Genomic DNA, 24,740 nt, shown 5'->3' with positions numbered 1-24,740 from the left:
TCCTAGTCCCTGGATGTGAACAGACGATCCAGTGTCTGTTCGTAGTGGTGATAACCGAGGAAGTCGTAGAGCGACTCCCGGGTCTGCATGGTCTCCACGACGGCGCGTTGGTGGCCATCCTGGCGAATGTGTTGATAGACGTTGAGAGCCGCCTGATTGGCGGCGCGATTGGCACTCAAGGGGTAGAGCACCATGTCGACCCCGTGGGCGGCGAGCTGCGCTTTATCAAACAGCTCGGTTTTGCCGAACTCGGTCATGTTGGCCAGGATCGGTACCCCGGCCGTCTGCTTGAAGAGATCGTACTGGCCAAGCTCTGTCACCGCCTCGGCGAAGATCATGTCGGCCCCGGCGGCCACGTAGGCGGCTGCGCGCTCCAACGCTGAGCCAATCCCCTCCACTGCCAGTGCATCGGTGCGCGCCATGATGACGAAGTGTTCATCCTCGCGGGCATCCACCGCCGCCTTGATGCGATCGCACATCTCCTCCAGCGAGACCACCGCCTTGTTGGGTCTGTGACCACAGCGCTTCTGGGCGACCTGATCTTCCATATGGACGGCAGCCACCCCTGCCCGCTCGAAGGCCCGCACCGTGCGGGCGATGTTGAAGGCGCCGCCCCAGCCGGTGTCGATGTCCACCAGCAGTGGAACACGGGTCGCCGCCGTGATCCTTTCAGCATCGGTCAAGACGTCGTTCAGGCTGGTCATGCCAAGATCCGGCAGGCCGTAGGAGGCATTGGCCACCCCGGCACCGGAGAGATAAAGGGCCTGAAAACCGCTACGCTCGGCCATCAGCGCCATGTAGGCATTGATGGTTCCGACGATCTGCAGGGGGCGTTCATTGGCGAGGGCGGTGCGAAAACGCAGGCCCGCCGAGGGGGGCAAACTGGACATCATGACTCCTTTCATCTGTCTGGTTAACTCATCTAATATCACGTTTACGTTAACGTCAATCATACTTTCGTGGCAGACCCGCGTCAGGCAAGACAGATGACGGCTTTTAAGGTAAATTTCACCAATTCCTTCAACAGGTTGAATCGTATGATGGAGCCCGGTTCCGTGATCGTTTGCCCGGCGTGTGACTTGCTCATTCAGCGCAAGGCACTGCCGCTGCGTCGCCATGCCCACTGCCCGCGCTGTCACCAGCATCTCTACGGCCGTTACGCCTTTCGCCCCTCGCAACTGATGGCGCTCACCATCACGGGTTTCATGCTGCTTCCCTCCGCTTTTTTTGAACCCCTGCTCTACCTGCGCCTCGCAGGCGTCAATTCGGACGCCAACCTGCTGCGGGGGATCATGGTGCTGTTTGAAGAGGGAGAGCTCTGGGTCGCCAGTCTGGTGCTCTGGTGCGCCGTGCTGGCGCCGGTGGGGTTGCTTGGGGGGATCTTTGCTCTCGCCTCCGGGCTCGCCAAGCGCTGGCATCTCCTGGCGCCGACCTTGAAGGCAGTGGAGGTGTTTCGCCATTGGGCCATGCTGGAGGTCTACATCGTCAGCCTCCTGGTGGCCCTGTTCAAACTGGTCGATATCGCCGATGTGCGCCTCGGCGGCGGTTTGCTGAGCCTTGGCATCCTGATGCTGCTCAACATGACCCTGCTTATCCTGTTTGATCCCGCCCCCTACTGGGAACGTATTCCTCTCAAGGAGCCGCAACGTGACCAGCGCCCGTGAACTGGGACTGTGCCGCTGCCACACCTGCGGCCTGCTGGTGCGCTATCAGGTCGGTAGCGTTTGCCCACGTTGCGCCAGCAAATTGCAGGTGCGGATACCCCGTTCCCTGGCCTGGTCATGGGGCTTTCTGGCGCTCGCCACCTTCATGTTGCTGCCCGCCAACCTCTTACCCATCACCCATTTTTACAACAAGGGGTTGCTGCAGTCCGACACCATCTTCAGCGGCATTATGGCCCTCTATCGCAGCAAGATGGGGGGCATTGCCACCATAGTGCTGACCGCCAGTATCCTGGTGCCGGTGGGCAAGATCCTGGGGCTGGGCTGGATCTGCTGGCAGTTGCAACGCAGCAAGCCGGTGCGTCGCAAGCGGCAGCTGTTGATGTACCGGGTGATCGATTTCATCGGCCGCTGGTCGATGCTGGATCTGTTCGTCATCTCCCTGATGGTCGCTCTGGTGGATCGCGGCGTCATGCTTAGCGTACGAGCCGGCCCCGGTGCCACGGCCTTTGCCGGGGTGGTGGTACTGACCATGATGTCGGCCCGCATGCTCGATACCCGCTTGCTGTGGGACAAAGCGGCCCGTTGAATCATTCTCTGTGTTTAGTCGATGCGCTGTCGAAGGCAGCCAATAAGGAGTCACTATGATCGGGGCTGAACCCGTCATTGAAAAGCGTCGCTGGTTATCGCCGGTCTGGTTGTTACCCCTCATTGCCCTGCTGCTGGCAGGCGGCTTTCTCTATCAGCAGATAGCGAGCCGGGGCCAGCTTATCCAGATCAACTTTGCCCAAGGCAACGGCATCCTGCCCGGCAAGACCCAGATCCGCTATCAGGGGGTTGCCGTCGGCGTGGTGCAGGAGCTGGAGCTGGCCGAAGATGGTCGCAAGATTGCAGTCATGGCCAAGATAGAGAGCAGCGCCCGCTCGCTAATCCGCAAGGGCTCCGATTTCTGGCTGGTGAGCCCGAAGGCGTCCCTCACCGAGATCTCGGGCCTCGATACCCTGGTCTCCGGCAACTACATCAACTTGCAACCGGGGCGCGAGAGCAACCCGTTTGAAGATACCTTCGATGCTCTGGAAGGCCCTCCCCCGGGCTATCAGGCGCAGGGGCGCATGCTGCACCTGACCGCGGATTCGCTGGGCTCGGTAGGCATTGGCTCCAAGCTCTATTTTCGTGGTATCGAGGTGGGCAGCGTCATCAACACCCGCCTCGGCCAGGACAACCAGAATGTGTTGCTGGATCTGGTGATCGAGCCCCGTTTCGAGCACCTCATCAAGGCCGATACCCGCTTTTGGAACATCAGCGGCATCAAGGGCTCCTTCAGCCTTGCCGGCGTTAATGTTGAAGCTGGCAGCCTGACCTCCATCCTGAGCGGCGGCATCGCTTTTGATTCACCAAAAACCTCACCTGAGGCTGAAGCGGGACAAATCTTCACCCTCTTCAAGGGACTGAATGAAGCAGCCCGGGGGACACGCATCGCCATCAATGCGGGGGACCTGCCAGTCAAGGAGGGGATGCCCATTCTCTTCGAAGGGATCGAGATTGGCCGCATCGACCCGATTATCCTGACCGACAAGGGGCGGGACGTGACGGCGCTGATCAACCCGGAGCAGGCCTGGCGGATCACCGACAAGAGCAAGCTGGTCTGGGAGAGTGCGGCGCTCTCCCCCACCGGGGTCAAGCATGCGGATCGCCTGCTGGCGGGCCCGGCGATTCGTCTCGATTATGTAGCGGGCAACCAGGTCGAGCAGATGACGCTCACCGACCGAGCCCCCCAGACGGGGACCCGCATCAGCCTACAGGCCGACGATCTGGCCGGGCTCAATCAGGATGCACCTATCTGGTACAAGGGGTTGCAGGTGGGCCGCATCAACCAGCTCATCCTCGACAAGCAAGGCAATGCCAGCGTCGAGCTGATGATCCAGCCCGAGTACCAGCACCTGCTGGCTCGCGCCCGCTTCTACCGGGCGGCGCCGTTGCAGATCGCTGCTGACTTGAGTGGCATCAAGGTCGAAACCAGTCCGGCCAGTGCCTGGCTCGGCGGCGGCATCAAGCTGGTGCAGGCTGCCAGTGGTGAGCGGATCAACCGCCTCTATCCCAGCCAGGAGCTGGCGCTGCTCGGTAGCCAGGATGCCAAGCCGCAGCGCTGGTTGCTCAAGGCCGCCCAGGCAGATGGCATCGGCATCGGCACGCCTGTGCACTATCTGGGGCTGGCAGCAGGCAAGGTCACACAGTTGCGGGCCATCGACGAAGGAGTCGAAATAGCGCTCGAGATCGACGGTGTCTATGCGCCTCTGCTGGCGAAGCAGCCGCAATTTTGGAAAAAGGCAGCGGTCGATGCCAGAGTCGGGGTCGATGGCGTCAAGGTGAAGGTCGGCAATCTTGCGACCCTGCTGCGCGGCGCCATCGAGTTTGATCTGCTGGGCACAGGTCGCAGCAGCCATCAGTTGTTTGACAGCAAGGAGCAGGCCACCGCCAGGGTACGGCCACTCACCTTGGTTGCCGAGAGCAACCCAGGCCTTGGAGTGGGCAGCCCGATCCGCTATCGCGGTGTCGAGATCGGCAAGATTGAACAGATCGAACTGGAACCTGCGCTGGGTCAGGTGATCTTCAAGGCGCAGCTGGATGGCCAGTATGCCGAACGCTTCCTGCAATCCGGGGCTCGTTTCACTCTGGTACAGGCCAAGCTGGGTCTGGGGGGGGTGAATCATCTCGATACCCTGATCAAGGGCGCCTTCGTGGAGGCCTTGCCCGGCAAAGGGGCAGGCAAGGAACGCTTCCCGCTGAGCCAGACTGATCCCGTGGGACTGGCCTTGACCCTCAAGAGTCCGTCAGTCAATGGCCTGAGCGTCGGCAGCCCCCTGCTGTTTCGCAAAATGGTGGTCGGTAGCGTGACCAAGGTCGCTCTGGCCCGTGATGGCAGCGAGGTGCTGATCGATGTGAACGTCAACAAAGAGTATGCCCATTTGGTGCGAGCTCACTCACGTTTCTGGAACGTCTCCGGCGTCAAAGCCGACATCGGTCTGACCGGCGGCACCATAGAGGTGGAAACGGTGCAGAGCCTGCTGGCCGGTGGCATTGCCTTCAACACTCCGGAGCGGGACATGGGGCCGACCGTCAAGGCAGGCCACCGCTATCCGCTCTACGCCAAGGCGGAAAAAGAGTGGCTTGAGTGGAGCCCCAGGATCCAACCCTGAGCGCCTCCTCTTTTTAACCACAAACCTTGACCACAAGCCCGGCGCTCTGCGCCGGGCTTGTTATTTTTCCTGGCACCAGCGTTCAGGATCTCACTGGGCATGTGGTAAAATGCGCCCCTTTTTCAGGTCTGACGAGACGGCGCCGTGCACGACAATACCTACCTTCCCGATCATTTTTTACGTCATATCGCGGCCATCATGCCGGCTCACCTCGCCATGGAGGAGTTCGTAGCCAGCTGTCGGCGGCCACTGCGGCGCAGTATCCGGGTCAATACCCTGAAGATCTCCGTGTCTGACTTTGTGGCCAAAATGGCCCCCCTTGGCTGGCAACTCGATGCAGTGCCCTGGTGTGACACCGGTTTCTGGCTGACCCGGGCCGATGAAACCGTTCCTCTTGGCAACACGGCGGAACATCTGAGCGGTCTCTTCTATATCCAGGAAGCGAGTTCCATGCTGCCGGTGACGGCGCTCTTTGCCAGCGACAAGATCAAAACCGACGGCATGTTGCTCGATGCTGCCGCCGCCCCCGGCTCCAAGACCACCCAGATCGCCGCGCTGATGAACAACCAGGGGATGCTGGTTGCCAATGAGTACTCCAGCAGTCGACTCAAAGTATTGAGTGCCAATATCCAGCGCTGCGGCGTCACCAATGTGGGCATGACCCATTTCGATGCCAAGGTATTTGGCCAGTGGTTGCCGGAGACCTTCGATGCTATTTTGCTCGATGCCCCCTGCTCCGGTGAGGGCACGGTGCGCAAAGACGAGGATGCCCTGCGCAACTGGAGCCTGGAGAGCATCGAGGAGATCGCGGCGGTGCAAGCCGGCTTGCTGGAGAGCGCCTTCCATGCCCTCAAGCCCGGCGGTGTACTGGTCTACTCCACCTGCACATTGAGTCAGCAGGAGAACCAGGCCATCTGCCAATCCCTGCTGGACAAGTTTGGCGATGCCTTGAGCTTTGACTCGCTGGCGAGCCTCTTCCCCGGGGCCGAGCAGGCATGCACAGCGGAAGGATACCTGCACGTTTGGCCCCAGATCTTCGACAGTGAAGGATTTTTCGTCGCCAGATTGCGCAAGCACCACTCAGTGCCCAACACCATGTTCAAGCCGGGCAAACTCGGCAAATTCCCCTTCTCGCCGCTGCCGGCCAAGGAGGTGGATCCCATGGCACGCGACATCGCAGCCACGTTTGGTGTGGCGCTGCAGGGACAGTTATTTGGCCGCAATGACGAGATCTGGTGCTTCCCCGCGCTGTTCGAACAGGTTCAGGGCAAGCTGCGCTTCGATCGCATTGGCTTCAAATTGGCAGAGACCTTCAAGAAAGGATATCGCCTCACCCACGAATGGGCCCTGGCCCATGGTGACCTGGCAACCCGGGGATTTGTCGAGCTCGACAGTACCAATGCGCGGGAGTTCATGATGGGACGGGATGTCTGGCCCGAGCAGGAGGCTGGCGCCGGCGAGGTGATCGTCCGTTACCAGGGACATACCCTGGGGATGGGGAAATGGGTCGGCAGCCGGGTCAAGAATGCCCTGCCCCGCGAGCTGGTGCGAGATACCAATCTGTTTGCCGAATGACCACAGGTTAGAAAGGGTTGGGCTCCGCCTCTGTTCGAGTCTGGAAAACCCACACTTCGGTTGAACTTTTCGTCGGATCTTGAAAAGCCGGGTTCATTGTCTAAGCTTAAGGCAATCCGAACACCAGTTAGCGCACGGCTCTGCAAGGAGCCAATTCCCCTATGCCAGGTACAAGGAATTGGTACCTGGCTTTTTTTATATCTGATGTTTCCCCTTCCCTGCTACTCGACTGGCTCGAGCAAGGGTTCCTCGACCGGGGGTGGCGATGACAAGATCTCATGCTGATAGAGCAGATCGATCGCCTGCTCTATCAGGGAAGCCTGACTGTCTTCAAGATGAATGCCCAATTCATGCAAACGTGCGGCGTGGCGATTGCTGATCCAACACTGCAGACGGGTATGACTTTCCTGTTTGCGCTTCACATGTTGGCGCTGACGCTCTGCATTATCGAGGGCCGAATTCTCTTTCGTTTCCTGACTCATAAGTGCTACAAACTTTAATTACCAACCTTGTTATCTCTCACCTTCAATACCGACAAGGTATGGACAAGAGAAACTCCCCGCTCCCCCGCTCGAAATGGGGGCCTTGTATAAGCGCGATAAATATACCACCAGATCAAAGAGATATCATTTAACATAAAATAGTGAGTGACGCTGTAATGATTACAGCAATCCATCAAGCGCATGGTCGGAGAACTTGTTTGCATCGTCGAAGTACTCCTGCAAGGTACGCATGTCTTTGTGGCGAGTCACTTCGATGATCTTGTTCATGGGTTTGCCTGCGGTCACCGCCGAGGTAATAAAGCCTCGGCGCAAACTGTGACCACTGACATAGAGATCATCAATGGCCTGGCCAGTACGACGCTTGATCATCAGGTTGATGCCTTGCGGACCGAGCGGTTCCTCCGTGAGTTGCCCCCAACGGTTCATCCGGCGAAACAGTGCCCCCTCCTTGATACGGCTTTTTTCCAACCAGCGCTGTAGTCCCGAAACCGGACAATATTGTTTGCCTGGCACCAGGGCTATTTCGGTTTCGTGCAGTTGATGTTTGCTGGGTTTGAGACGAAGCCTTATCCCCTGCCCCACAAAATCCAGGTCGTTGACTTCAATTCGTGCGGCTTCCGATCGGCGCAATGCGCCACTGAACATCAGCAGCAACAAGGTATGGTCACGAAGGCCCGCCAGGGTTGAGGTGTCGATCCCGCTCAGCACTCTGGCCAGAGGTTGCAAGGTCAGGGCGCCAGTTTTGCGCTTTCGGTTGTCACCCAGCCGCACTATGCCGCGCATCATCTCCTTGATTTCGGGATGTTCGGTTGGCATAGGGTGAATGCCTTTTTGCTTGAAGGCGTAGCGGATCCCTGCCAGTCGTCTCACCAGAGTAGCCGGCTTGCGCGGCTCGCCATTGCGTAGCTCCCCCTTACCCTCTTCCTTATCCAGCCATACCCAGTCGGCCAATACCCCATCGGCCTGATCCGCCAAAAAGTTCATGATGTCGTGATGGGTTGTTTGCAGTGGATCGAGCCCATGCAACTGGCACCAGAATACGAAGATGCGGGTATCCGCCTGATAGGCATTGAGTGTGGAATCAGCCTTGGCACTGCGTAGAAATCGCCTGGCCCGGCTATTTAACTGGGCATCGAAGACGGTTTGCAGTGACTGATGTGCGGGGTTTGAAAAAGTAGGGTAAGACACGTAACGCTATGATTCTATGTAAAGTTTCGAAAGATCTTACAGGATCTTCAAGATCCTTCAAGTATCGATAATGAATATTATCGATACTTAAGAGACTTCATTTAACGAAACAAACCCCGAGGGCAATCCTTTATTTTTTAAGACACTTGTTAACTCGTTTAGCAACAACATTGGCATGAAGAAATATCTTTTGTAAGAGATAACGCATGGAGCACATGAAAATTTGAATATCAAGGTTTCTGAAGTTTAAAGAAAATGCCCCACTTTTGCGGGGCATTTTGTGACTAAGGTTTGGCCAGTTTGAACAATTCGAAGAAATTCCGGCTAGTGGCTTCTGCCAATTCGGCCAGGGGGATCTGACGCAAATCTGCAATAAACTGGGCGACATCTCGTACAAACGCGGGTTCGTTCTCCCTCCCCCGATGGGGCACGGGGGCAAGATAGGGTGAGTCCGTTTCGACCAGCAGTCGCTCCAGAGGCAGCGCCTTGACCACGGCTTGCAAGGCAGATGCATTCTTGAAGGTCGCAATACCCGATATGGAGATATAAAAACCCATCGCCATGGCGGCCTCGGCCATTTCCAGGGATTCGGTGAAACAGTGCAGTACGCCGCCCACCTGATCTGCCTCCTCTTCACGCATGATCTGCAGCGTATCTTCTTGGGCATCACGGGTATGGATGATGAGTGGCTTGTTCAGGGCGCGCGCTACCCGGATATGTTCACGGAACGAAGCTTGCTGCACCGCCTTGTTTTCCGGCGAATAAAAATAGTCGAGTCCGGTTTCACCGATAGCAACGACACGAGGATCGGCGGCCTGGCGCAGCAGGAGATCGGCATCGACACCCGGCTCCTGATTAAGCGGATGCACCCCACAGGACGCAAACACCTGGGAATAAGGCGCAATCGCTGCCATCATGGTTGGAAACTGCGCCTGGGTGACGCTCACACACAAAAAATATCCCACATCCAGCTTCGCCGCCTTGGCCAGGACATCTGCCATATCGGTTTGCTTGCTGCCATAGCTGAGGCGGTCAAGATGACAGTGGGAATCAACGAGTAACATAAACAACCTTTCTTTTCAGATCTATAACCAGCGGCTGAGCCAGTTCATCAGATGGATGGTGGGATTGGAAAGCTGTCCCGGCTGACAAGCAGCCTTGAGGGCGACCAGCTGCTGCTCCGCGTCGAGCAGTTTTTCGCTGGAGTGTTGCTCGGCCAGCTGTCCACTGAGCGCCGCCAGATCCGGCATCGCCAATTGATGATGGCCACAGCCAGCCTGGATTTTTAGAGCATCACATATAAAGAGCTGCAACCAGTGTAAGCGGACCTGTGTCTCCTGACCCAGTTGTGAGCAGAGTACGGTTGCCTTGCTCGGCGCCTTGCCGAGGGCCACGAAGTGCTCCAACAATTCGCGACGGGCGCCATCCTGTTGCTGCTCGATATAGTCGAGTACCCGCAACGGTGCCCCCTGACAGATCCGCACCTGAGCCAGGGTCGCCTGATGCCCCTGCTCCGCCAGCCAGCGCACCGTCTCCCCTTCAGCGGGTAATTGACAGACATGCTTGTGGCAACGACTCAATATGGTGGGCAACAATCGGGAAACCTGGGAAGCGATGAGCAGCAGCAAGCTGTCGCCGGCCGGTTCTTCCAGCGTTTTCAGCAGAGCATTGGCCGCCGATTCCGTCATCCGCTCCGCATCAGGAATGATCACCACCTTGCCACGCCCCAGCTGGGCAGACCCCTGCAGCCGGTTGCAAATATCGCGAATGGCCTCGACCCCGATGGTTTTCCCCTCACGGGATACCTGACCCAGATCCGGGTGATTGCCCTTGTCAAACAGCTGGCAGGAGTGACAATGACAGCAGGGCTCTCCCCGATCCGGTTGCTGACAGAGGTGAAGGCGGGCCAGGCGTTCCGCCAGCTGCTCCTTGCCAAGACTGGGATCGCCCAGCAACAACCAGGCATGACCCAGCCGCCCACTGGCGGCTGTCTGGCTCAGGGCCTGCCAGTCGGGGATCAACCAGGGATACATAAATGCGTGTCCAGCGCGCTTTCGATGGCGGCTTTTACCTGATCCGGAGTCTGCTCTGCATCGATCACCACAATGGAATCATCTTTGGCCGCGAGCTCAAGGTAACGGTGGCGGGTACGTTCAAAAAAGCAGAGTTGTTCGAGCTCGATGCGATCCAGCTCACCGCGATGACGGGCCCGCTGTAAACCAACGGCAGGATCGATATCGAGATAGAGAGTCAGATCCGGTTTGAAGTCACCGAGCACCGCTTGCTTGATGGCACCAATCAAGTGGGCGTCGATGCCGCGGCCGCCCCCCTGATAGGCCTGGGAGGAGAGATCGTGGCGATCCCCCACTACCCAGATCCCCTCGGCCAGCGCCGGCTTGATGCGGGTTTCCACCAGTTGTACCCGGGAGGCATACATCAGCAGCAGCTCGGCCTCGATGGTCAACCGCTCGTCATGCACCTCCTTGACGATGGCCCGCATCCGCTCGGCCAGCGGCGTGCCACCCGGTTCGCGGGTGCACTCGATGCGGTCGATGCCATGGTTATGCAGATAATCGGTGACATAACGCACCGCGGAGCTCTTCCCTGCCCCTTCCAATCCTTCGATCACGATAAATTTAGACATTAGGACTTCTTCAATATGTATTCACGAACCGCCCGATTGTGTTCATCGAGGGTCTTGGAAAAATGGTGGGCACCGCCCCCCTTGGCGACAAAATAGAGATAATCGGTCGACTTGGGATTGAGGGCTGCCTCAATGGAGGCCTTGCCAGGCATGGCGATGGGGGTGGGCGGCAAGCCGTCGATCACATAGGTGTTATACGGGTTCTTGTCGGTCAGATCGCTGCGGCGGATATTGCCATCGTAGCGATCCTTCACCCCGTAGATCACAGTGGGATCGGTCTGCAGCTTCATGCCAAGACGCAACCGGTTGACGAAGACAGAGGCAATTTGTGCCCGCTCCTCTGGTTTGCCGGTCTCCTTCTCGATGATGGAGGCCATGATCAACGCTTCATAAGGGGTTTTGTAAGGCAGGTTGGCCTGACGTTTTTCCCAGCTCTGCTGCAGGAAGGCTTCCATATCCTGATGCGCCCGCCGCAAGATGGAAAGATCGCTGGCATGGGTGGTATAGGCATAGGTTTCCGGCAGGAACCACCCTTCCAGCTTACCATTTTCAATGCCAAGCTCGCGGGCCAGTTCGTCCTCGGATTGCTCCACCGTCAGACGCTCCAGATAAGGGGCGCTAGAGAGCTGCTTTTGCCAGTCCTCGAAACGGGAGCCTTCGACAAAGGTCAGACTGAAATGAAACTCTTTGCCTGAGGCAAACAGGGAGAGCGTCTCCTTGAGCGGGGCTCCCTCCTTGATTTCATAGGTACCTGATTTGATTGCGACCAGTTCGGGATGACCCCGCAACCAGAGCCGCACCGCCCAAGGGCTGGTTCCCCCCTCCCCCAATTCGGCGATCAGACGAGCGGCATGGGCCCCTTTCTCCACCGTAAAGAGCCGGGTCGGCCCCTTGTTGGTAAGCGTCTCCACTTGTTGCCACTTGTAGTGCACATAACCCCCGGCGGCGGCCACTGTCAGGGCCGCCCCCGCGAGCAGGGTGTAAAGCCGATTAAACTTCAATGACCAAACGCTCCTGTAAACGACGACTCAATACTGCTGCGGGATAGCGAAACTCTTCAATGCCGTTGACCGGCACCACTCCCATCAGGGTGTTGGTGAGCCACACTTCTTCCGCTTGTCGCAGTGACTCCAGCGGAGCCTCTACCACACGCAACTCAATACTCATCTGTTTCAACATCATCATGATCTTGCGCCGCATGATGCCATCGACACCGCCACGGGCCAGATCGGGCGTGAACACCGTCTTACCCCGACGCCAAAACAGATTGGCACTGACCCCTTCCACCAGACAATCCCTGCTGTTCAGCACTACTCCTTCGACTGCACCGCGACTGACTAGTTCGCTTTTAAGCAACACTTGTTCCAGTCTATTCAAGGTCTTGAGACCGGCCAGCATGGGAGCATCGCCAATCCGTTGCCGGCATACCAGCATCTCGATCCCGCTTTGTTGCCATTCGCTGTAATGTTGCGGGAAAGGCGCAAGGGAGAGGATCCGGGTGGGATGCCGGCAGTCACTGCCATCATAACCACGCCCACCTTCGCCACGTGTCAGGACAACTTTGGCCACACACTCTGCTTGTTCGGCCACGAGCGAATCGAGTTCCTCTGCCAGCAGCTCCCAATCCGGGTCTGTGATCCCCAGACGGAGGTTAGCTTGCTGCAGTCTGGCCAGATGGGCAGGCCACTCCAGCACTCGACCATTCCTGACCGCCATGGTAGTGAAATGGCCATCTCCATAGGCAAGACCGCGATCCTTGGCCGAGATGGCATCGACATTCATTCCATTGATAAGCAAGGGATCCCTCCGATAAAAAAGGCCCGATACCGTCAGTATCGGGCCCCTGTCATTGCCCTTCGGCAAATTATACGCGTTTGAAGATCAGTGAACCATTAGTACCGCCAAAACCGAAGGAGTTGGAGAGGGCGTACTCGAAGTTCCCCGGCTTGGCCACGTGAGGAACCAGATCCAGGTCACACTCCTCATCCGGGTTATCCAGGTTGATGGTCGGCGGCGCGATCTGATCGCGCAGGGCCAGAACGGTAATGATGGCCTCAATGGCGCCCGCAGCACCCAACAGGTGACCGGTCATGGACTTGGTGGAGCTGATCATCAGGGACTTGGCATGCTCGCCAAATACCTCTTTCATGCCACGCAATTCGGCAACATCGCCCAGCGGAGTGGAGGTGCCGTGCGCGTTGATGTAACCGATCTGCTCGGGGGCGATCCCGGCATCCTTGATGGCGTTCTTCATGGCGCGAGCACCACCATTGCCATCAGCGGGAGGCGCTGTCATGTGGTAGGCATCGCCACTCATGCCAAAGCCAACCAGCTCGCCATAGATCTTGGCGCCACGGGCCTTGGCATGTTCGTACTCTTCCAGCACCAGTACACCGGCACCGTCACCCAGCACGAAACCATCGCGATCCTTGTCCCACGGACGGCTCGCCTTCTGCGGCTCGTCGTTGCGGTTGGAGAGCGCCTTGGCTGCGGCAAAGCCGCCCATCCCCATCGGGGTGGAAGCCTTCTCGGCACCACCGGCGACCATCACGTCCGCATCGCCGTAGGCGATCATGCGACCGGCCATGCCGATGGCATGAGTGCCCGTGGTACAGGCAGTGGTCACGGCGATGTTGGGGCCCTGCATGCCTTTCATGATGGAAAGATGACCGGACACCATATTGATGATGGTGGACGGCACGAAAAAGGGGCTTAGCTTGCGGGGGCCGCCGTTGACCAGGCTGCTGTGGTTCTGTTCAATCAGACCCAGGCCACCGATGCCGGAGCCGATGGCCACGCCGACACGCTCGGCATTCTCTTCGTTGATAACAAGGCCAGAATCATCCAGTGCCTGGATACCGGCGGCCACGCCGTATTGAATGAAGAGATCCATCTTGCGAGCTTCTTTACGGTTGATACCGTACTGCTCTGGATCAAAATCTTTGACCTGGCCAGCGAAACGGGTTGCAAACTCGCTGGCATCAAAGTGTTCGATGGGGGAAATGCCGCTCTGCCCGTTGAGCAGGGCTTGCCAGCTGGATTCAGCAGTGTTGCCCACCGGGGAAAGCATCCCCAAGCCGGTCACCACGACTCTGCGTTTTGACACTGAGGTAGTCTCCGAGAGGTATTTTGAAAGGGAACAAATATAAAAGAAGCGGCCCTTGGGCCGCTTCCTTCAGAACAGGAAATTATTCCTGATTAGCGGTGATGTAGTCGATAGCCGCTTGAACAGTGGTGATCTTCTCGGCTTCTTCATCAGGAATTTCGGTATCGAATTCTTCTTCCAGCGCCATTACCAGTTCAACGGTATCCAAAGAGTCAGCGCCCAGGTCGTCGACGAAGGAGGCAGCGTTCTTAACGTCTTCCTCTTTAACACCCAGTTGTTCGATGATGATTTTCTTTACGCGTTCTTCGATGTTGCTCATGACCTGAATTTTCCTTTAAAAATACGCTATTGCGTCTGGTTGGGGTAGTTTATTCAATTGCCGTGAGTTTGCAAGTAGCTTGCCGCTGGTCAAACCACGAAATGTGCCAAACTTCGGCGTACTATCGCAAATTTGAACAGATCTCACGACAAATTGATTACACCATGTACATCCCGCCATTAACATGCAGGGTTTCACCAGTGATATAGGCGGCATCGTCAGATGCCAAGAATACCACAGCGGCGGCAATTTCTTTTGGATCACCCAAACGGGCGGCAGGTACCTGGTTCATGATGCCTGCGCGTTGCTCCTCATTCAGGGCTCGGGTCATGTCGGTTTCGATGAAACCGGGCGCAACCGCGTTCACTGTGATGCCACGGGATGCCACTTCCCGCGCCAGTGATTTGGTGAAGCCCACCAGGCCGGCCTTGGCGGCGGCATAGTTGACCTGACCGGCATTACCCATGGTTCCCACAACGGAACCGATGCTGATGATGCGACCATGGCGCTTTTTCATCATGGCACGCAATACCGGCTTGCTCAGACGGTATAGGGAGGTGAGATTGGTGTCGATGATCTCGTTCCACTCGTCATCCTTCATCCGCATCAACAGGTTGTCACGAGTGATCCCCGCGTTGTTGATCAGGATATCGATGTCGCCAAAGCGTTCCTTGATGGCCGCGAAGACGCCTTCGATGGATTCCTGGCTGGTCACATTCAGTGCCATGCCGCAACCCTGCTCACCCAGATAGGCGCTGATCGCCTCGGCGCCGCTCTCGCTGGTCGCCGTACCGACTACTTTCGCACCACGGGCTGCAAAAGTTTCAGCAATTGCACGACCGATGCCACGACTGGCACCGGTGACCAACACAACCTTATCGGTAAAGCTCATTACTTGCTCCTGTTTATTTGGACTGGGCCAGCGCCTGCTCGAAAGAGGCGGCATCGTTGGCATGGATACCTTCCACGCGCTTGTCGATGCGCTTGGCGAGCCCGGTCAATACCTTGCCCGGACCCATCTCGATCTCGAGGGAGATCCCCTCATTGGCCATCCGCTCCACAGTCTCGGTCCAACGTACCGGGCTGAACAGCTGACGCACCAGGGCTTGTTTGATGGCGACCGGATCCTGTTCGCAGGATACGTCGACATTATTGATGACCGCGATGCTCGGAACCTTGATCTCGATCCCGTCCAGCGCAGCGGCCAGTTTTTCGGCGGCCGGTTTCATCAGGGCGCAGTGGGATGGCACGGAGACCGGTAGCGGCAGCGCACGCTTGGCACCAGACTCTTTCATCAGCACGTTGGCACGCTCGACGGCCTCCTTGTGGCCGGCGATCACCACCTGACCCGGAGAGTTGAAGTTGACCGGAGAAACCACCTGCCCCTCTGCCGCTTTTTCGCAGTTGGCGGCGATGGCGTCGTTGTCCAGGCCGATGATGGCGGCCATGGCACCGGTGCCTTCCGGCACGGCTTCCTGCATGGCCAGACCACGCAGCTCGACCAGTTTGACCGCGTCGGTAAAGGTCAGTGCGCCACTGCACACCAGGGCGGAATATTCGCCCAGACTGTGGCCTGCCATCACGGCAGGAGCTGCCCCACCCTGCTGTTGCCACAGGCGCCACAGAGCGACGGACGCGGTCAGCAGGGCTGGCTGGGTACGCCAGGTTTTGTTCAGCTCTTCGGCCGGACCTTCCATCACCAGGGCAAACAGATCGTAACCCAGCACCTGGCTCGCCTCGGCGAAGGTTTCCTTGATCACGGCGTGTTGTTCGGCCAGCTCGGCCAGCATGCCAACAGACTGGGAACCTTGTCCCGGGAAGGCAATGGCAAATTGGGTCATCGTTGATTCCTTTTAGCTAAGACAAAAATGAAATCGGTTACGGGATGTCGCCAAGGGCATCCCGCAGAAGATCAGAGGCGAACCAGCGCCGAGCCCCAGGCAAAACCGCCGCCGAAGGCTTCCAGCAAGACCAGTTGGCCCGGCTTGATGCGACCGTCCCTGACCCCTTCATCGAAAGCGATGGGAACGGAGGCGGCAGAGGTGTTGCCGTGCTTGTCGAGGGTCAGTACCACCTTGTCGAGGCTCATGCCAAGCTTCTTGGCAGTGGCGCTGATGATACGGAAGTTGGCCTGATGGGGAACCAGCCAGTCCAGCTCGCTCGGCTCAACGCCAGCGGCAGCCAGCGTCTCGGTGACGATCTCGCTCAAACGCGTCACCGCGACCTTGAACACATCGTTGCCTTTCATATACATGTAGGCTTCAAGCTCGGCGCCCGGCATGCCACGACGGGGGTGGGGCAATTTGAGCAGGTCGCCATAGCGGCCATCGGCATGCAGATGGGTGGAGAGGATGCCGGGGGTTTCGCTGGCACCAATCACCACGGCCCCTGCCCCATCACCAAACAGGATGATGGTGCCACGATCTTCGGGATCGCACATGCGGGACAGCACATCGGCCCCAACCACCAGTACATGGCGAGCGGCACCGGATTTGACGAATTGATCGGCAATGGAAAGCGCGTAGGTGAAACCGGCGCAGGCGGCCGCTACATCGAATGCGGGAATGCCCGGCACGCCGAGCAGGCCCTGCAGCTCGCACGCTGCCGCGGGAAAGGCGTTTTCGGCACTGGTGGTTGCCAGCACTATCATGTCGAGATCGGCGGCGGTCAGACCTGCCGCGTCCAGGGCGCGCAAGGCGGCCTGGTAGGAGAGAGTCGCAACCGTTTCATCGGCGCCGGCGATGCGGCGCTCACGGATCCCGGTGCGTTCCACAATCCACTCATCACTGGTCTCAACCATCTGCTCGAGATCGGCGTTGGTGCGCACAGAACTCGGCAGATAGCTGCCAGTACCCAGAATTTTGCTATGCATAGAGTTCTTATAGGTCCCTGTCGGAGAAGACAGCTTCAAGGCGATCTGCTATTTGCAGTGGGAGTTGATGTTTGGCCTCTTGTGCGGCCAGCAGGATCGCATTACACAGGGCGCGTCGTTCGGCCCGCCCATGACTTTTTACCACAATGCCGCGCAATCCTAACAGACTTGCGCCGTTATACTGGTCGGGGTTCAGGTAAGAAAAACGCCGTTTGAACAGAAATCCTGCGATCCGGCCAATAAAAGTACGCTTCTTGCGGGGATATCCTGCCAGTTCGGCCATCATCCTCACTACCCCTTCCGCCGTTTTGAGGGCAACATTGCCGACAAACCCGTCGCAGACAATGACGTCGCTATCGCCGCTGAAGATGCGATCTCCCTCGACAAAGCCGACATAGTTGAGGGCGGAGCACTGACGAAGCAACTCGGCGCTGTGGCGCACCAGATCGTTCCCCTTGATCTCCTCCTCGCCAATATTGAGCAAGGCAACCCGGGGGGCAGCCATGCCCTCGACCTTCTCGGCCACCACAGACCCCATCACCGCGAATTGCAGCAAGGTGTCGGCATCGCAACTGACATTGGCCCCCAGATCCAGCATCACAGTACGTTTGCCACTCAAGGTAGGCAGTGCCTTGATGAGGGCTGGACGGTCGACGCCGGGTAGGGATTTGAGCACGCACTTGGCCATGGCCATCAGGGCACCGGTGTTGCCGGCACTGACGCAGGCATCGGCTTCGCCGGATTTCACCAGATTAAGTACGACCCGCATAGAGGAGTCTTTCAGGGTACGCAGCGCCACGATCGGCTTGTCGCCCATTCCTACGATCTGGGAGGCATGCACGAAACGAACGCGGGGATGATTCAGCAAGCCATGTTGCTGCAGCAGTGAGGAGGTCTGGTGTTGCTCACCGACCAGAATAAGTTTTAGCTGGGGTAAAAGAGACAGTGCCTGCACGGCGGCAGGCACTGTTTCCGAGGGGCCAATATCTCCCCCCATGATGTCTAGCGCGACAGTTTGCGTAGACAAAGGCAATCCTTAAGCGATTACCTTTTTACCGCGGTAGAAACCATCGGCAGTCACGTGGTGACGACGATGGGTTTCGCCACTGGTCTGATCAACAGTCAGGGCAGCGGTGGTCAGCGCATCGTGGGAACGACGCATGCCACGCTTGGCACGGGTTTTACGGTTCTGTTGTACGGCCATTGTAGGCTAACTCCTAAATTCACTTACGTTTAAGCTCTTCAAGAACTGCAAAGGGATTCGGCCGCTCATCAGCAGGTTCGATTTCACCCCAGGTCATCTCCATGTTGCCTCGCGGGCACGCATCTAAAGAATGCATGGCCACTTGAGGCAACGAGAGGATGAGTTCATCCTCCAAGATTTGATGAAGATCTATCTCGCCGTTTTCGTCCAACTCAATGGGCTCATAAGCTTCCGGCAGTTCTTCCTCGTTTGTTCTCTCGAACAGCGGAGTGTAGATAAATTCAGCTTCACAGAGATGTTCGAAAATCTCCCCGCAACGTTGGCAAACCAGGTCAACCTTGGCATGGGCAGTGCCTTTCATAACGGTCAACTTCTGGACATCTTTGCCAAAGTGCAGTGATACCTCGATATCACTCTGCAAGCCAGCGGTTGATTCCTCCAGCCTGGGCATCTGCGACTTTTCCACTATCCCGACATAATCGAGTAGCTTCGAGGCACTACGGACTGGATCAACCTTAACGGGCAACTTCACCTTTTGCATAGGGCGCGAATAATATAGGTCTAACAACTGATAGTCAAAGGAAAAAGTCCTTACCGCCGATGATTTTAACCTCACAAGTCCCTAGAATGCCGGTACTCGTTCTCATCGGTACCTGATTATGCCACAGAATCTGATCCTCGCCTCAACTTCTCGTTACCGCAAAGCCTTGCTGGAGAAGCTCGGCCTCCCCTTCGAATGTATTGCCCCCGAGGTGGATGAATCCCCCCTGCCCCGTGAAACCGCCGAAGCGCTGGTGGCTCGCCTTGCCCACACCAAGGCCGCAGCCATCGCCAATCGAGTTGATCATGGCTTGATCATCGGTTCTGATCAGGTGTGTGTATGCGATGGTCGTATCCTCGGTAAACCGGGTACAGTTGACAGCGCCGTTGCCCAACTGATGGCGGCGCAGGGACGCAGTGTTACCTTCTACACCGGACTCTGCGTACTGGATGCCGCTTCCGGCCGCGCCGAACAATTGGTAGAGCCCTTTACCGTCCATTTTCGTACTCTGAGCGAGGATGCCATCCGGCGTTATGTGGAGGCCGAGATGCCACTCGACTGTGCCGGCAGCTTCAAGTGCGAAGGAATGGGAATAGTGCTGTTCAAAGGTCTGGAGGGACGCGATCCCAATGCGCTGATCGGCCTGCCGCTGATCGGCCTGATCGAGCTGCTAGAGCGCCACGGTCTTGCCCTCCCCTGACCTCATGACTCGGCATAAAATGCCACAAAATAAAACGGGAGCCCAGGCTCCCGTTTTTTGATCAGTGACGACTCGAAAAGAGCGAGCCGGATATTGGCATCAGCGAGGCAACCCGTTCAGGAAGGTGTCGAGCTCGGGGGAAAGCGGCGCCTCGACTTGCATCTCGCGGCCATCGGCCGGATGGGTAAAGGTCAGCTTCCAGGCATGCAAAAAGAGTCGTTTCAGCCCTTGGCTGCGCATTTTCTCGTCAAACGCGGCTTCTCCATACTTATCATCACAGGCGATCGGGTGACCGGCATGCAGGGTATGGACACGGATCTGGTGGGTACGACCGGTGATCGGACTGCACTCGACCAGGGTCGCCTCGGCGAATTGACGCACGATCCGAAAACGGGTTTCCGATGGCTTGCCATCGGCACTGACCCGCACCACCCGCTCGCCAGATTGCAACTCATTTTTGCGCAGCGGCGCATTCACCACCCTGACATGTGACTGCCACTGGCCACGTACCAGTGCCAGATACTGTTTGCGCATGGTCTTGACCCGCAGCTGTTCGTGCAGACTGCGCAGGGCACTGCGCTTCTTGGCGACCAGGAGCACACCTGAGGTATCGCGATCGAGACGATGCACCAGCTCGAGGAAACGGGCTTCGGGGCGCAGCGCGCGCAGCCCTTCAATCACGCCGAAACTGAGGCCACTGCCGCCATGCACCGCCATACCGGAAGGCTTGTTCAGTACGATCATGGCATCGTCTTCAAACAGGATCTGACTCTCGAGGCGCTGGATAACCCCAAGGTTGGCCGAGGGCAGCTCATTTTTTTCGGCCACACGCACAGGGGGCACCCGCACTTCGTCGCCCGCGCAGAGTTTGTACTCCGGTTTGATGCGCTTTTTGTTTACCCGCACTTCGCCTTTGCGAAGGATGCGATAGATCAGGCTCTTGGGGACGCCCTTTAGCTGAGTCTTGAGAAAATTGTCGATGCGCTGCCCGTCATGCTCAGCTTCGATGGTGAGCAGCTGCACTTGTTGATGTATCTGTGTCATGGCGCGGATTTTAACACTGCCTGAGCCCCTTGGCTGCATGGTTTGTTGAAAAATGGCGCCTTGCTATAAAAGAGGTTTAAATGGGATAATAAACAAGGTTTTGTCATTGTGTTCAAGCCTTGTACTAAGTGGCCAAAAAGTATGCCACCCAATCCCGAAACACCGTGTATACAAGAACATGTCGGTTCCCGGGTGCGAGGTACAACGCATGGAGAACACAAACATCACCTTTAATTTGTCTCCACTGCGGCATCCGTAACGTCCCTTCTCGAGAAGTGATGACCAGAGCGCCCTCAGTTTGCGCCTCATGCATACCCCAACCGGGAGGTTGCCCCAGTATGCTGAAGACCCGAGGCCGGCGCCGGCAGGACCCAGGTGGAGGAAATCAAAATGACACAATAATGAGAACTCAATGAAAAGAATGCTGATCAACGCAACTCAAGAAGAGGAGTTGCGCGTAGCGCTGGTTGACGGACAACAGCTCTACGATTTGGATATTGAAAGTCCGGGCCACGAGCAGAAGAAAGCGAACATTTACAAGGGCAAGATCACCCGCGTAGAACCCAGTCTCGAAGCTGCTTTTGTCGACTACGGCGCCGAGCGTCACGGTTTCCTGCCTCTCAAGGAGATCGCCCGCAATTACTTCCCCTCCGGTTACTCCTATCAGGGTCGTCCCAACATCAAAGAAGTGGTCCGTGAAGGTCAGGAAGTTATCGTCCAGATCGACAAGGAAGAGCGCGGCACCAAGGGGGCAGCCCTCACTACTTTCATCAGCCTGGCCGGTAGCTACCTGGTACTGATGCCGAACAACCCCCGCGCCGGTGGTATCTCCCGTCGTATCGAGGGTGACGAGCGGACCGAGCTGAAAGAAGCCCTGAGCGGACTGACTGTGCCGGATGGCATGGGCCTCATCGTGCGCACCGCAGGTGTGGGCAAGTCCCCGGAAGAGCTGGAGTGGGATCTGAACGTTCTGCTCAACCACTGGGATTCCATTCACAAGGCCTCGCAACAGCGTGCCGCTCCCGTGCTGATCCACCAGGAAAGCAACGTGATTGTGCGCGCCATTCGTGACTACCTGCGTCGCGATGTAGGCGAGATCCTGATCGACAACCCGGTGATTTTCGAGCGTGCCAAGGCTCACATCGAGCTGGTTCGCCCCGATTTTCTCAATCGTGTGAAGCTGTACAAGGGTGAAGTTGCCCTGTTCAACCACTTCCAGATCGAGAGCCAAATCGAGTCTGCCTTCCAGCGTGAAGTGCGTCTGCCCTCCGGTGGCAGCATCGTCATCGATCCGACTGAAGCACTGACTTCCATCGATATCAACTCCTCCCGCGCAACCAAGGGTGGTGATATCGAAGAGACCGCTCTACAGACCAACCTGGAAGCAGCCGACGAGATTGCTCGCCAGCTGCGCCTGCGTGACCTGGGTGGCCTCATCGTCATCGACTTCATCGACATGACTCCGGTTCGCCATCAGCGCGAAGTGGAGAATCGTCTGCGTGAAGCCGTACATCAGGACCGTGCCCGCATCCAGCTGGGCCGTATCTCCCGTTTCGGTCTGCTCGAGATGTCTCGTCAGCGTTTGCGACCCTCCCTCAACGAGTCCAGCAGCCACATCTGCCCCCGTTGCCAGGGCCAGGGCGTGATCCGCGACAACGAGTCACTGGCTCTGTCCATCCTTCGCCTCATCGAAGAAGAGGCGATGAAGGACAACACCGAGCAAGTGCATGCTCAGGTGCCGGTTGATGTCGCCGCCTATCTGCTCAACGAGAAGCGCAGCTCCATCGCCAGCCTGGAGCAGCGTAACGATGTTCGCGTCTACATCATTCCGAATCAGCATCTGGAAACGCCGCACTATGAAGTGACGCGCATCCGCCAGAGCGAGATCCCGGAAGGGGCCAGCTACGAGCTGAAAACCGAAATTGCCAAGCCGGTCTATCAGCCCAAACAGGCTCAGGTGATCGAACGCGAGCAGCCGCTGCTGCAAGGCTTTGCCCAGCCGACTCCGCCAGCGCCTGTCGCCCAGCCGCAAGCGGCCGCGACCGTGGCGACTCCAGCACAGGGCAGTAGCTTCTTCAGCAAGCTGTTCAAAGGGATCGCAGGTCTGTTTGGTAGCGAACCCGCTCCTGCAGATGTGAAAGCGCCTGCCGAGAAAGCGGCCGCTGGTCGTGAGGCGCGCAAGGAAGAGGGTCATCGTCACCAGCGTGAAGAGGGCCGTGGCCGTGGTCAGCGTGGCCGTCGTGATGACAACCGCGGTAACCGCAGCAATGCAGATGCGTCCGAGAAGCGTGACAACGCCGGCCGTGACAATCGCGAAGGAAGCGAAAACCGTAACCGTCGTCCCCGCAAGGAGCGTGAACCGCGTCAGGATCGTGAAGTACGCACTGAACAGCGTATGGAACGTGAACCTCGCGAGCCGCGTCAGGAACGCGAACAGCGTGAGTCTCGTGCTCCCCGCCAGCCTCGTGCCCCCCGCGAACCGCGCGCGGAAGTGATGGTTGACGCCGTAGAGACCGCAGCCGTTGCCGCTGAACCGCGTCAGGAAAAAGAGCAGAAAGTGGCCGAGCGCCGCGAACGTCGTCAACTGCGCAAGCAGATCCGTGTCGATGTTGCTGCCGCTGACACCCCTGCCCTGCCGGTTGAGGAAGTTCAGGCCGCTGCCGTGGAAACAAATGTTGCCCACGAGCAGGATGAGCAGGCCGAAGGCCAGCGTCGTTCCCGCCGCACTCCGCGCAACCAGCGCATTGAAGGCCAGCGTCGCAAACGCATCAACGAAGAGGCTCGTAGCCAGCGTGATGAAGAGCCGCAGGCCGAAGTGACAATGACTGCAGCGGCCCAATCCGATGCAGCCCAGGTCAAAGTGGAAGAGCCTGCAGTACCGGTGATCACTATTCCGAGCGCCGAAGCTGTTGCCACAGCCCTTCAGGCCTCTGCCGCGCTGACCGAGCATGTGGTCGTTGAAACCATCGCGGAAGAAGCTGCCGACAAGGTGGAAGCCACTGTTGCTGACACTCAAGCAGAAACAACTGAAGTTGTTGTAGATGCAGCCCCTGCGACCATCGCCATCGAAGCCTCCCCCGAGGTCGAGAGCGTAAGCGTGGTTGAGGCTATAGAAACCGCAGAGGTTGCAGAGCCGGTTATCGCAGCCGAGCCAGTGGCTCCTGTGGTGAACGAAGTTGTCGCACCTGTTGTCACCACAACCGAAGAGGTTGCTATGGAAGAAGCGGAACCTGCTACGACCATCACCAAGCAGGTTATGCACGGTGCTGGTTTGCTGGCGCGCGCCCGCAAGGCATCTGCGCCGATGGCTACTCCGGCCGAAGCCCCTGCCCTGCCTGCCCGCGAGCCAGTTGATTACCCGCCGCTGGTCCGCAGTGAGGTCAGCAGCTCAGGTCGCCATGGTGGCAGCACCGCTGCCGTCAACGCGGCTTCCTGCCCGGCTGGTCGTCCGTAATCGCTTAATCAGCAAGCCTGATTTGCAAAGAGCCACTCCCAGGAGTGGCTCTTTTTATTTGTCGCACAGTTAACTTTAGCCAAATATCAGTTTTCTCCTGTTGGATACGGTACCAGCCACCTGCTTTGATTTGATCATCCAAGTACTACTGCGCCGGAGCCTTCGGCACCAGGCTCCCCTTTCCCATCCCTCAGCTCTTCACTATTACCCTCATCATCTTGCCAATCGCCTCCGACTCTTTACTGCCTGGCCTTGTTAGAGAGTATTGAGGTTTCAGATCTGGGTTTAAGATATTGTCATCAACATTTAGTTTGTTGGCATATATAGAGGTTCTTATCGACACATCTCTGTTCTCGGCCCCCCTTTCAAATCAACAACATGGCTGATGATGGATGATAACTAGTGGCGAGTTTCAATGAGTAGTCCAGTGCATCTCCTATCGATGAATTTGGGCCATTGATATGAGATAACAAACACGGAGATGGCTCGGCAGGAACATCATCTAGCCCTTCAAGTATCGACTCTTCGTTACATACCGCCGTCACGCATACAGAACGAACTGTGCCGCTCGTTCAGCCTCTGCCGACAAGGCAATCTATTTTCGTCGCTAACCAACTCACCTCACAACATTCCTGTGACCATTCAAGTCTTATCCTATGATTTCATTTCCCTTGCCTTATCACCATCGTGAAAAGCTTGGAAATTAGGAGTCCCCTCTTGTCGTCAAGTAAA

At 57.6% G+C, this 24,740-nt stretch carries 23 protein-coding genes; 6 read left to right on the top strand and 17 right to left on the bottom strand.

All coding sequences use genetic code 11. The features are described 5' to 3' along the window. Positions 1–2: 2 nt before the first annotated feature. On the bottom strand, positions 3–890 hold the full coding sequence (prpB, locus tag ACB028_RS09355) for a methylisocitrate lyase (RefSeq protein ID WP_371144127.1): 888 nt from the start codon (positions 888–890) through the stop codon (positions 3–5). A gap of 147 nt (positions 891–1,037) precedes the next feature. On the opposite strand from prpB, the gene ACB028_RS09350 reads away from it, so the two are divergent. The 4 genes from ACB028_RS09350 (at position 1,038) to rsmF (ending at position 6,433) form a co-directional block, all read left to right on the top strand. Further along, the gene (locus ACB028_RS09350; protein WP_042026236.1) at positions 1,038–1,664 is read left to right on the top strand and encodes a paraquat-inducible protein A; all 627 of its coding nucleotides are present in this window, start codon (positions 1,038–1,040) and stop codon (positions 1,662–1,664) included. Continuing rightward, on the top strand, positions 1,648–2,250 hold the full coding sequence (locus ACB028_RS09345; protein ID WP_026458124.1) for a paraquat-inducible protein A: 603 nt from the start codon (positions 1,648–1,650) through the stop codon (positions 2,248–2,250). The genes ACB028_RS09350 and ACB028_RS09345 overlap by 17 nt, the downstream gene beginning before the upstream one ends. Positions 2,251–2,305: 55 nt before the next feature. Further along, on the top strand, positions 2,306–4,858 hold the full coding sequence (locus ACB028_RS09340) for an MlaD family protein (protein WP_371144126.1): 2,553 nt from the start codon (positions 2,306–2,308) through the stop codon (positions 4,856–4,858). A gap of 144 nt (positions 4,859–5,002) precedes the next feature. Then, positions 5,003–6,433, top strand: a complete 1,431-nt coding sequence (rsmF, locus tag ACB028_RS09335) for a 16S rRNA (cytosine(1407)-C(5))-methyltransferase RsmF (protein WP_338612361.1) — start codon at positions 5,003–5,005, stop codon at positions 6,431–6,433. Between the two features lie 221 nt (positions 6,434–6,654). Here rsmF and ACB028_RS09330 read toward each other — a convergent pair whose 3' ends face one another. The 15 genes from ACB028_RS09330 to yceD all read right to left on the bottom strand — a co-directional run bounded on the left by ACB028_RS09330 (position 6,655) and on the right by yceD (position 18,810). Beyond that, positions 6,655–6,915: a RepB family protein gene (locus tag ACB028_RS09330; protein ID WP_371144125.1), complete on the bottom strand. Its 261-nt coding sequence runs from the start codon at positions 6,913–6,915 to the stop codon at positions 6,655–6,657. A 180-nt stretch (positions 6,916–7,095) separates the two neighbouring features. Continuing rightward, a complete protein-coding gene (locus tag ACB028_RS09325) occupies positions 7,096–8,124 on the bottom strand; it encodes a site-specific integrase (RefSeq protein WP_371144124.1) in 1,029 nt (342 codons plus the stop codon). 284 nt (positions 8,125–8,408) lie between these two features. Then, positions 8,409–9,188 (bottom strand): TatD family hydrolase, encoded by a 780-nt coding sequence (locus ACB028_RS09320; protein WP_371144123.1) that lies wholly within the window; start codon positions 9,186–9,188, stop codon positions 8,409–8,411. Between the two features lie 21 nt (positions 9,189–9,209). Continuing rightward, complete coding sequence (gene holB / locus ACB028_RS09315; RefSeq protein WP_371144122.1) at positions 9,210–10,157, bottom strand: DNA polymerase III subunit delta'; 948 nt, start codon at positions 10,155–10,157, stop codon at positions 9,210–9,212. After that, on the bottom strand, positions 10,142–10,768 hold the full coding sequence (gene tmk, locus ACB028_RS09310; RefSeq protein WP_371144121.1) for a dTMP kinase: 627 nt from the start codon (positions 10,766–10,768) through the stop codon (positions 10,142–10,144). Before tmk ends, holB begins: the two co-directional genes overlap by 16 nt. Further along, entirely contained in the window at positions 10,768–11,769 is a 1,002-nt protein-coding gene (mltG, locus tag ACB028_RS09305) for an endolytic transglycosylase MltG (protein WP_371144120.1), read from the bottom strand. The genes tmk and mltG overlap by 1 nt, the downstream gene beginning before the upstream one ends. Beyond that, a complete protein-coding gene (gene pabC / locus ACB028_RS09300) occupies positions 11,759–12,565 on the bottom strand; it encodes an aminodeoxychorismate lyase (protein WP_234923345.1) in 807 nt (268 codons plus the stop codon). The genes mltG and pabC overlap by 11 nt, the downstream gene beginning before the upstream one ends. Positions 12,566–12,632: 67 nt before the next feature. Then, positions 12,633–13,874: a beta-ketoacyl-ACP synthase II gene (gene fabF, locus ACB028_RS09295; protein ID WP_026457724.1), complete on the bottom strand. Its 1,242-nt coding sequence runs from the start codon at positions 13,872–13,874 to the stop codon at positions 12,633–12,635. Between the two features lie 82 nt (positions 13,875–13,956). Continuing rightward, the gene (gene acpP, locus ACB028_RS09290) at positions 13,957–14,193 is read right to left on the bottom strand and encodes an acyl carrier protein (RefSeq protein ID WP_005300909.1); all 237 of its coding nucleotides are present in this window, start codon (positions 14,191–14,193) and stop codon (positions 13,957–13,959) included. Positions 14,194–14,350: 157 nt separating this feature from the next. Continuing rightward, positions 14,351–15,085: a 3-oxoacyl-ACP reductase FabG gene (gene fabG / locus ACB028_RS09285; RefSeq protein WP_026457725.1), complete on the bottom strand. Its 735-nt coding sequence runs from the start codon at positions 15,083–15,085 to the stop codon at positions 14,351–14,353. Positions 15,086–15,098: 13 nt separating this feature from the next. After that, the gene (fabD, locus tag ACB028_RS09280) at positions 15,099–16,034 is read right to left on the bottom strand and encodes an ACP S-malonyltransferase (protein ID WP_371144119.1); all 936 of its coding nucleotides are present in this window, start codon (positions 16,032–16,034) and stop codon (positions 15,099–15,101) included. 71 nt (positions 16,035–16,105) lie between these two features. Then, positions 16,106–17,065 (bottom strand): beta-ketoacyl-ACP synthase III, encoded by a 960-nt coding sequence (locus ACB028_RS09275; RefSeq protein ID WP_124239327.1) that lies wholly within the window; start codon positions 17,063–17,065, stop codon positions 16,106–16,108. A 7-nt stretch (positions 17,066–17,072) separates the two neighbouring features. After that, complete coding sequence (gene plsX, locus ACB028_RS09270) at positions 17,073–18,092, bottom strand: phosphate acyltransferase PlsX (protein ID WP_371144118.1); 1,020 nt, start codon at positions 18,090–18,092, stop codon at positions 17,073–17,075. A 9-nt stretch (positions 18,093–18,101) separates the two neighbouring features. Next, a complete protein-coding gene (gene rpmF / locus ACB028_RS09265) occupies positions 18,102–18,269 on the bottom strand; it encodes a 50S ribosomal protein L32 (protein WP_026458762.1) in 168 nt (55 codons plus the stop codon). A gap of 19 nt (positions 18,270–18,288) precedes the next feature. Then, positions 18,289–18,810 carry a 23S rRNA accumulation protein YceD gene (gene yceD, locus ACB028_RS09260; RefSeq protein WP_042070015.1) on the bottom strand — a complete coding sequence of 174 codons (522 nt, stop codon included), beginning with the start codon at positions 18,808–18,810 and terminating at the stop codon, positions 18,289–18,291. 118 nt (positions 18,811–18,928) lie between these two features. Between yceD and ACB028_RS09255 the strand changes: the two genes are divergently transcribed. Further along, on the top strand, positions 18,929–19,510 hold the full coding sequence (locus tag ACB028_RS09255; RefSeq protein ID WP_342009844.1) for a Maf family protein: 582 nt from the start codon (positions 18,929–18,931) through the stop codon (positions 19,508–19,510). Between the two features lie 99 nt (positions 19,511–19,609). Here the strand turns inward: ACB028_RS09255 and rluC are convergent, their stop codons facing one another. Further along, a complete protein-coding gene (rluC, locus tag ACB028_RS09250; RefSeq protein ID WP_201977591.1) occupies positions 19,610–20,554 on the bottom strand; it encodes a 23S rRNA pseudouridine(955/2504/2580) synthase RluC in 945 nt (314 codons plus the stop codon). A gap of 412 nt (positions 20,555–20,966) precedes the next feature. Here rluC and rne point away from each other — a divergent pair, with 412 nt between their 5' ends. Beyond that, positions 20,967–24,008 carry a ribonuclease E gene (rne, locus tag ACB028_RS09245; protein WP_371144117.1) on the top strand — a complete coding sequence of 1,014 codons (3,042 nt, stop codon included), beginning with the start codon at positions 20,967–20,969 and terminating at the stop codon, positions 24,006–24,008. The last annotated feature ends 732 nt before the right edge of the window (positions 24,009–24,740 follow it).

It is taken from the genome of Aeromonas sp. S9(2024), from assembly GCF_041403185.1.
Lineage (GTDB): Bacteria > Pseudomonadota > Gammaproteobacteria > Enterobacterales > Aeromonadaceae > Aeromonas > Aeromonas enteropelogenes.
Note: the sequence above shows the minus strand (reverse complement) of the source record. Positions and strands in the feature narration are given on the sequence as shown.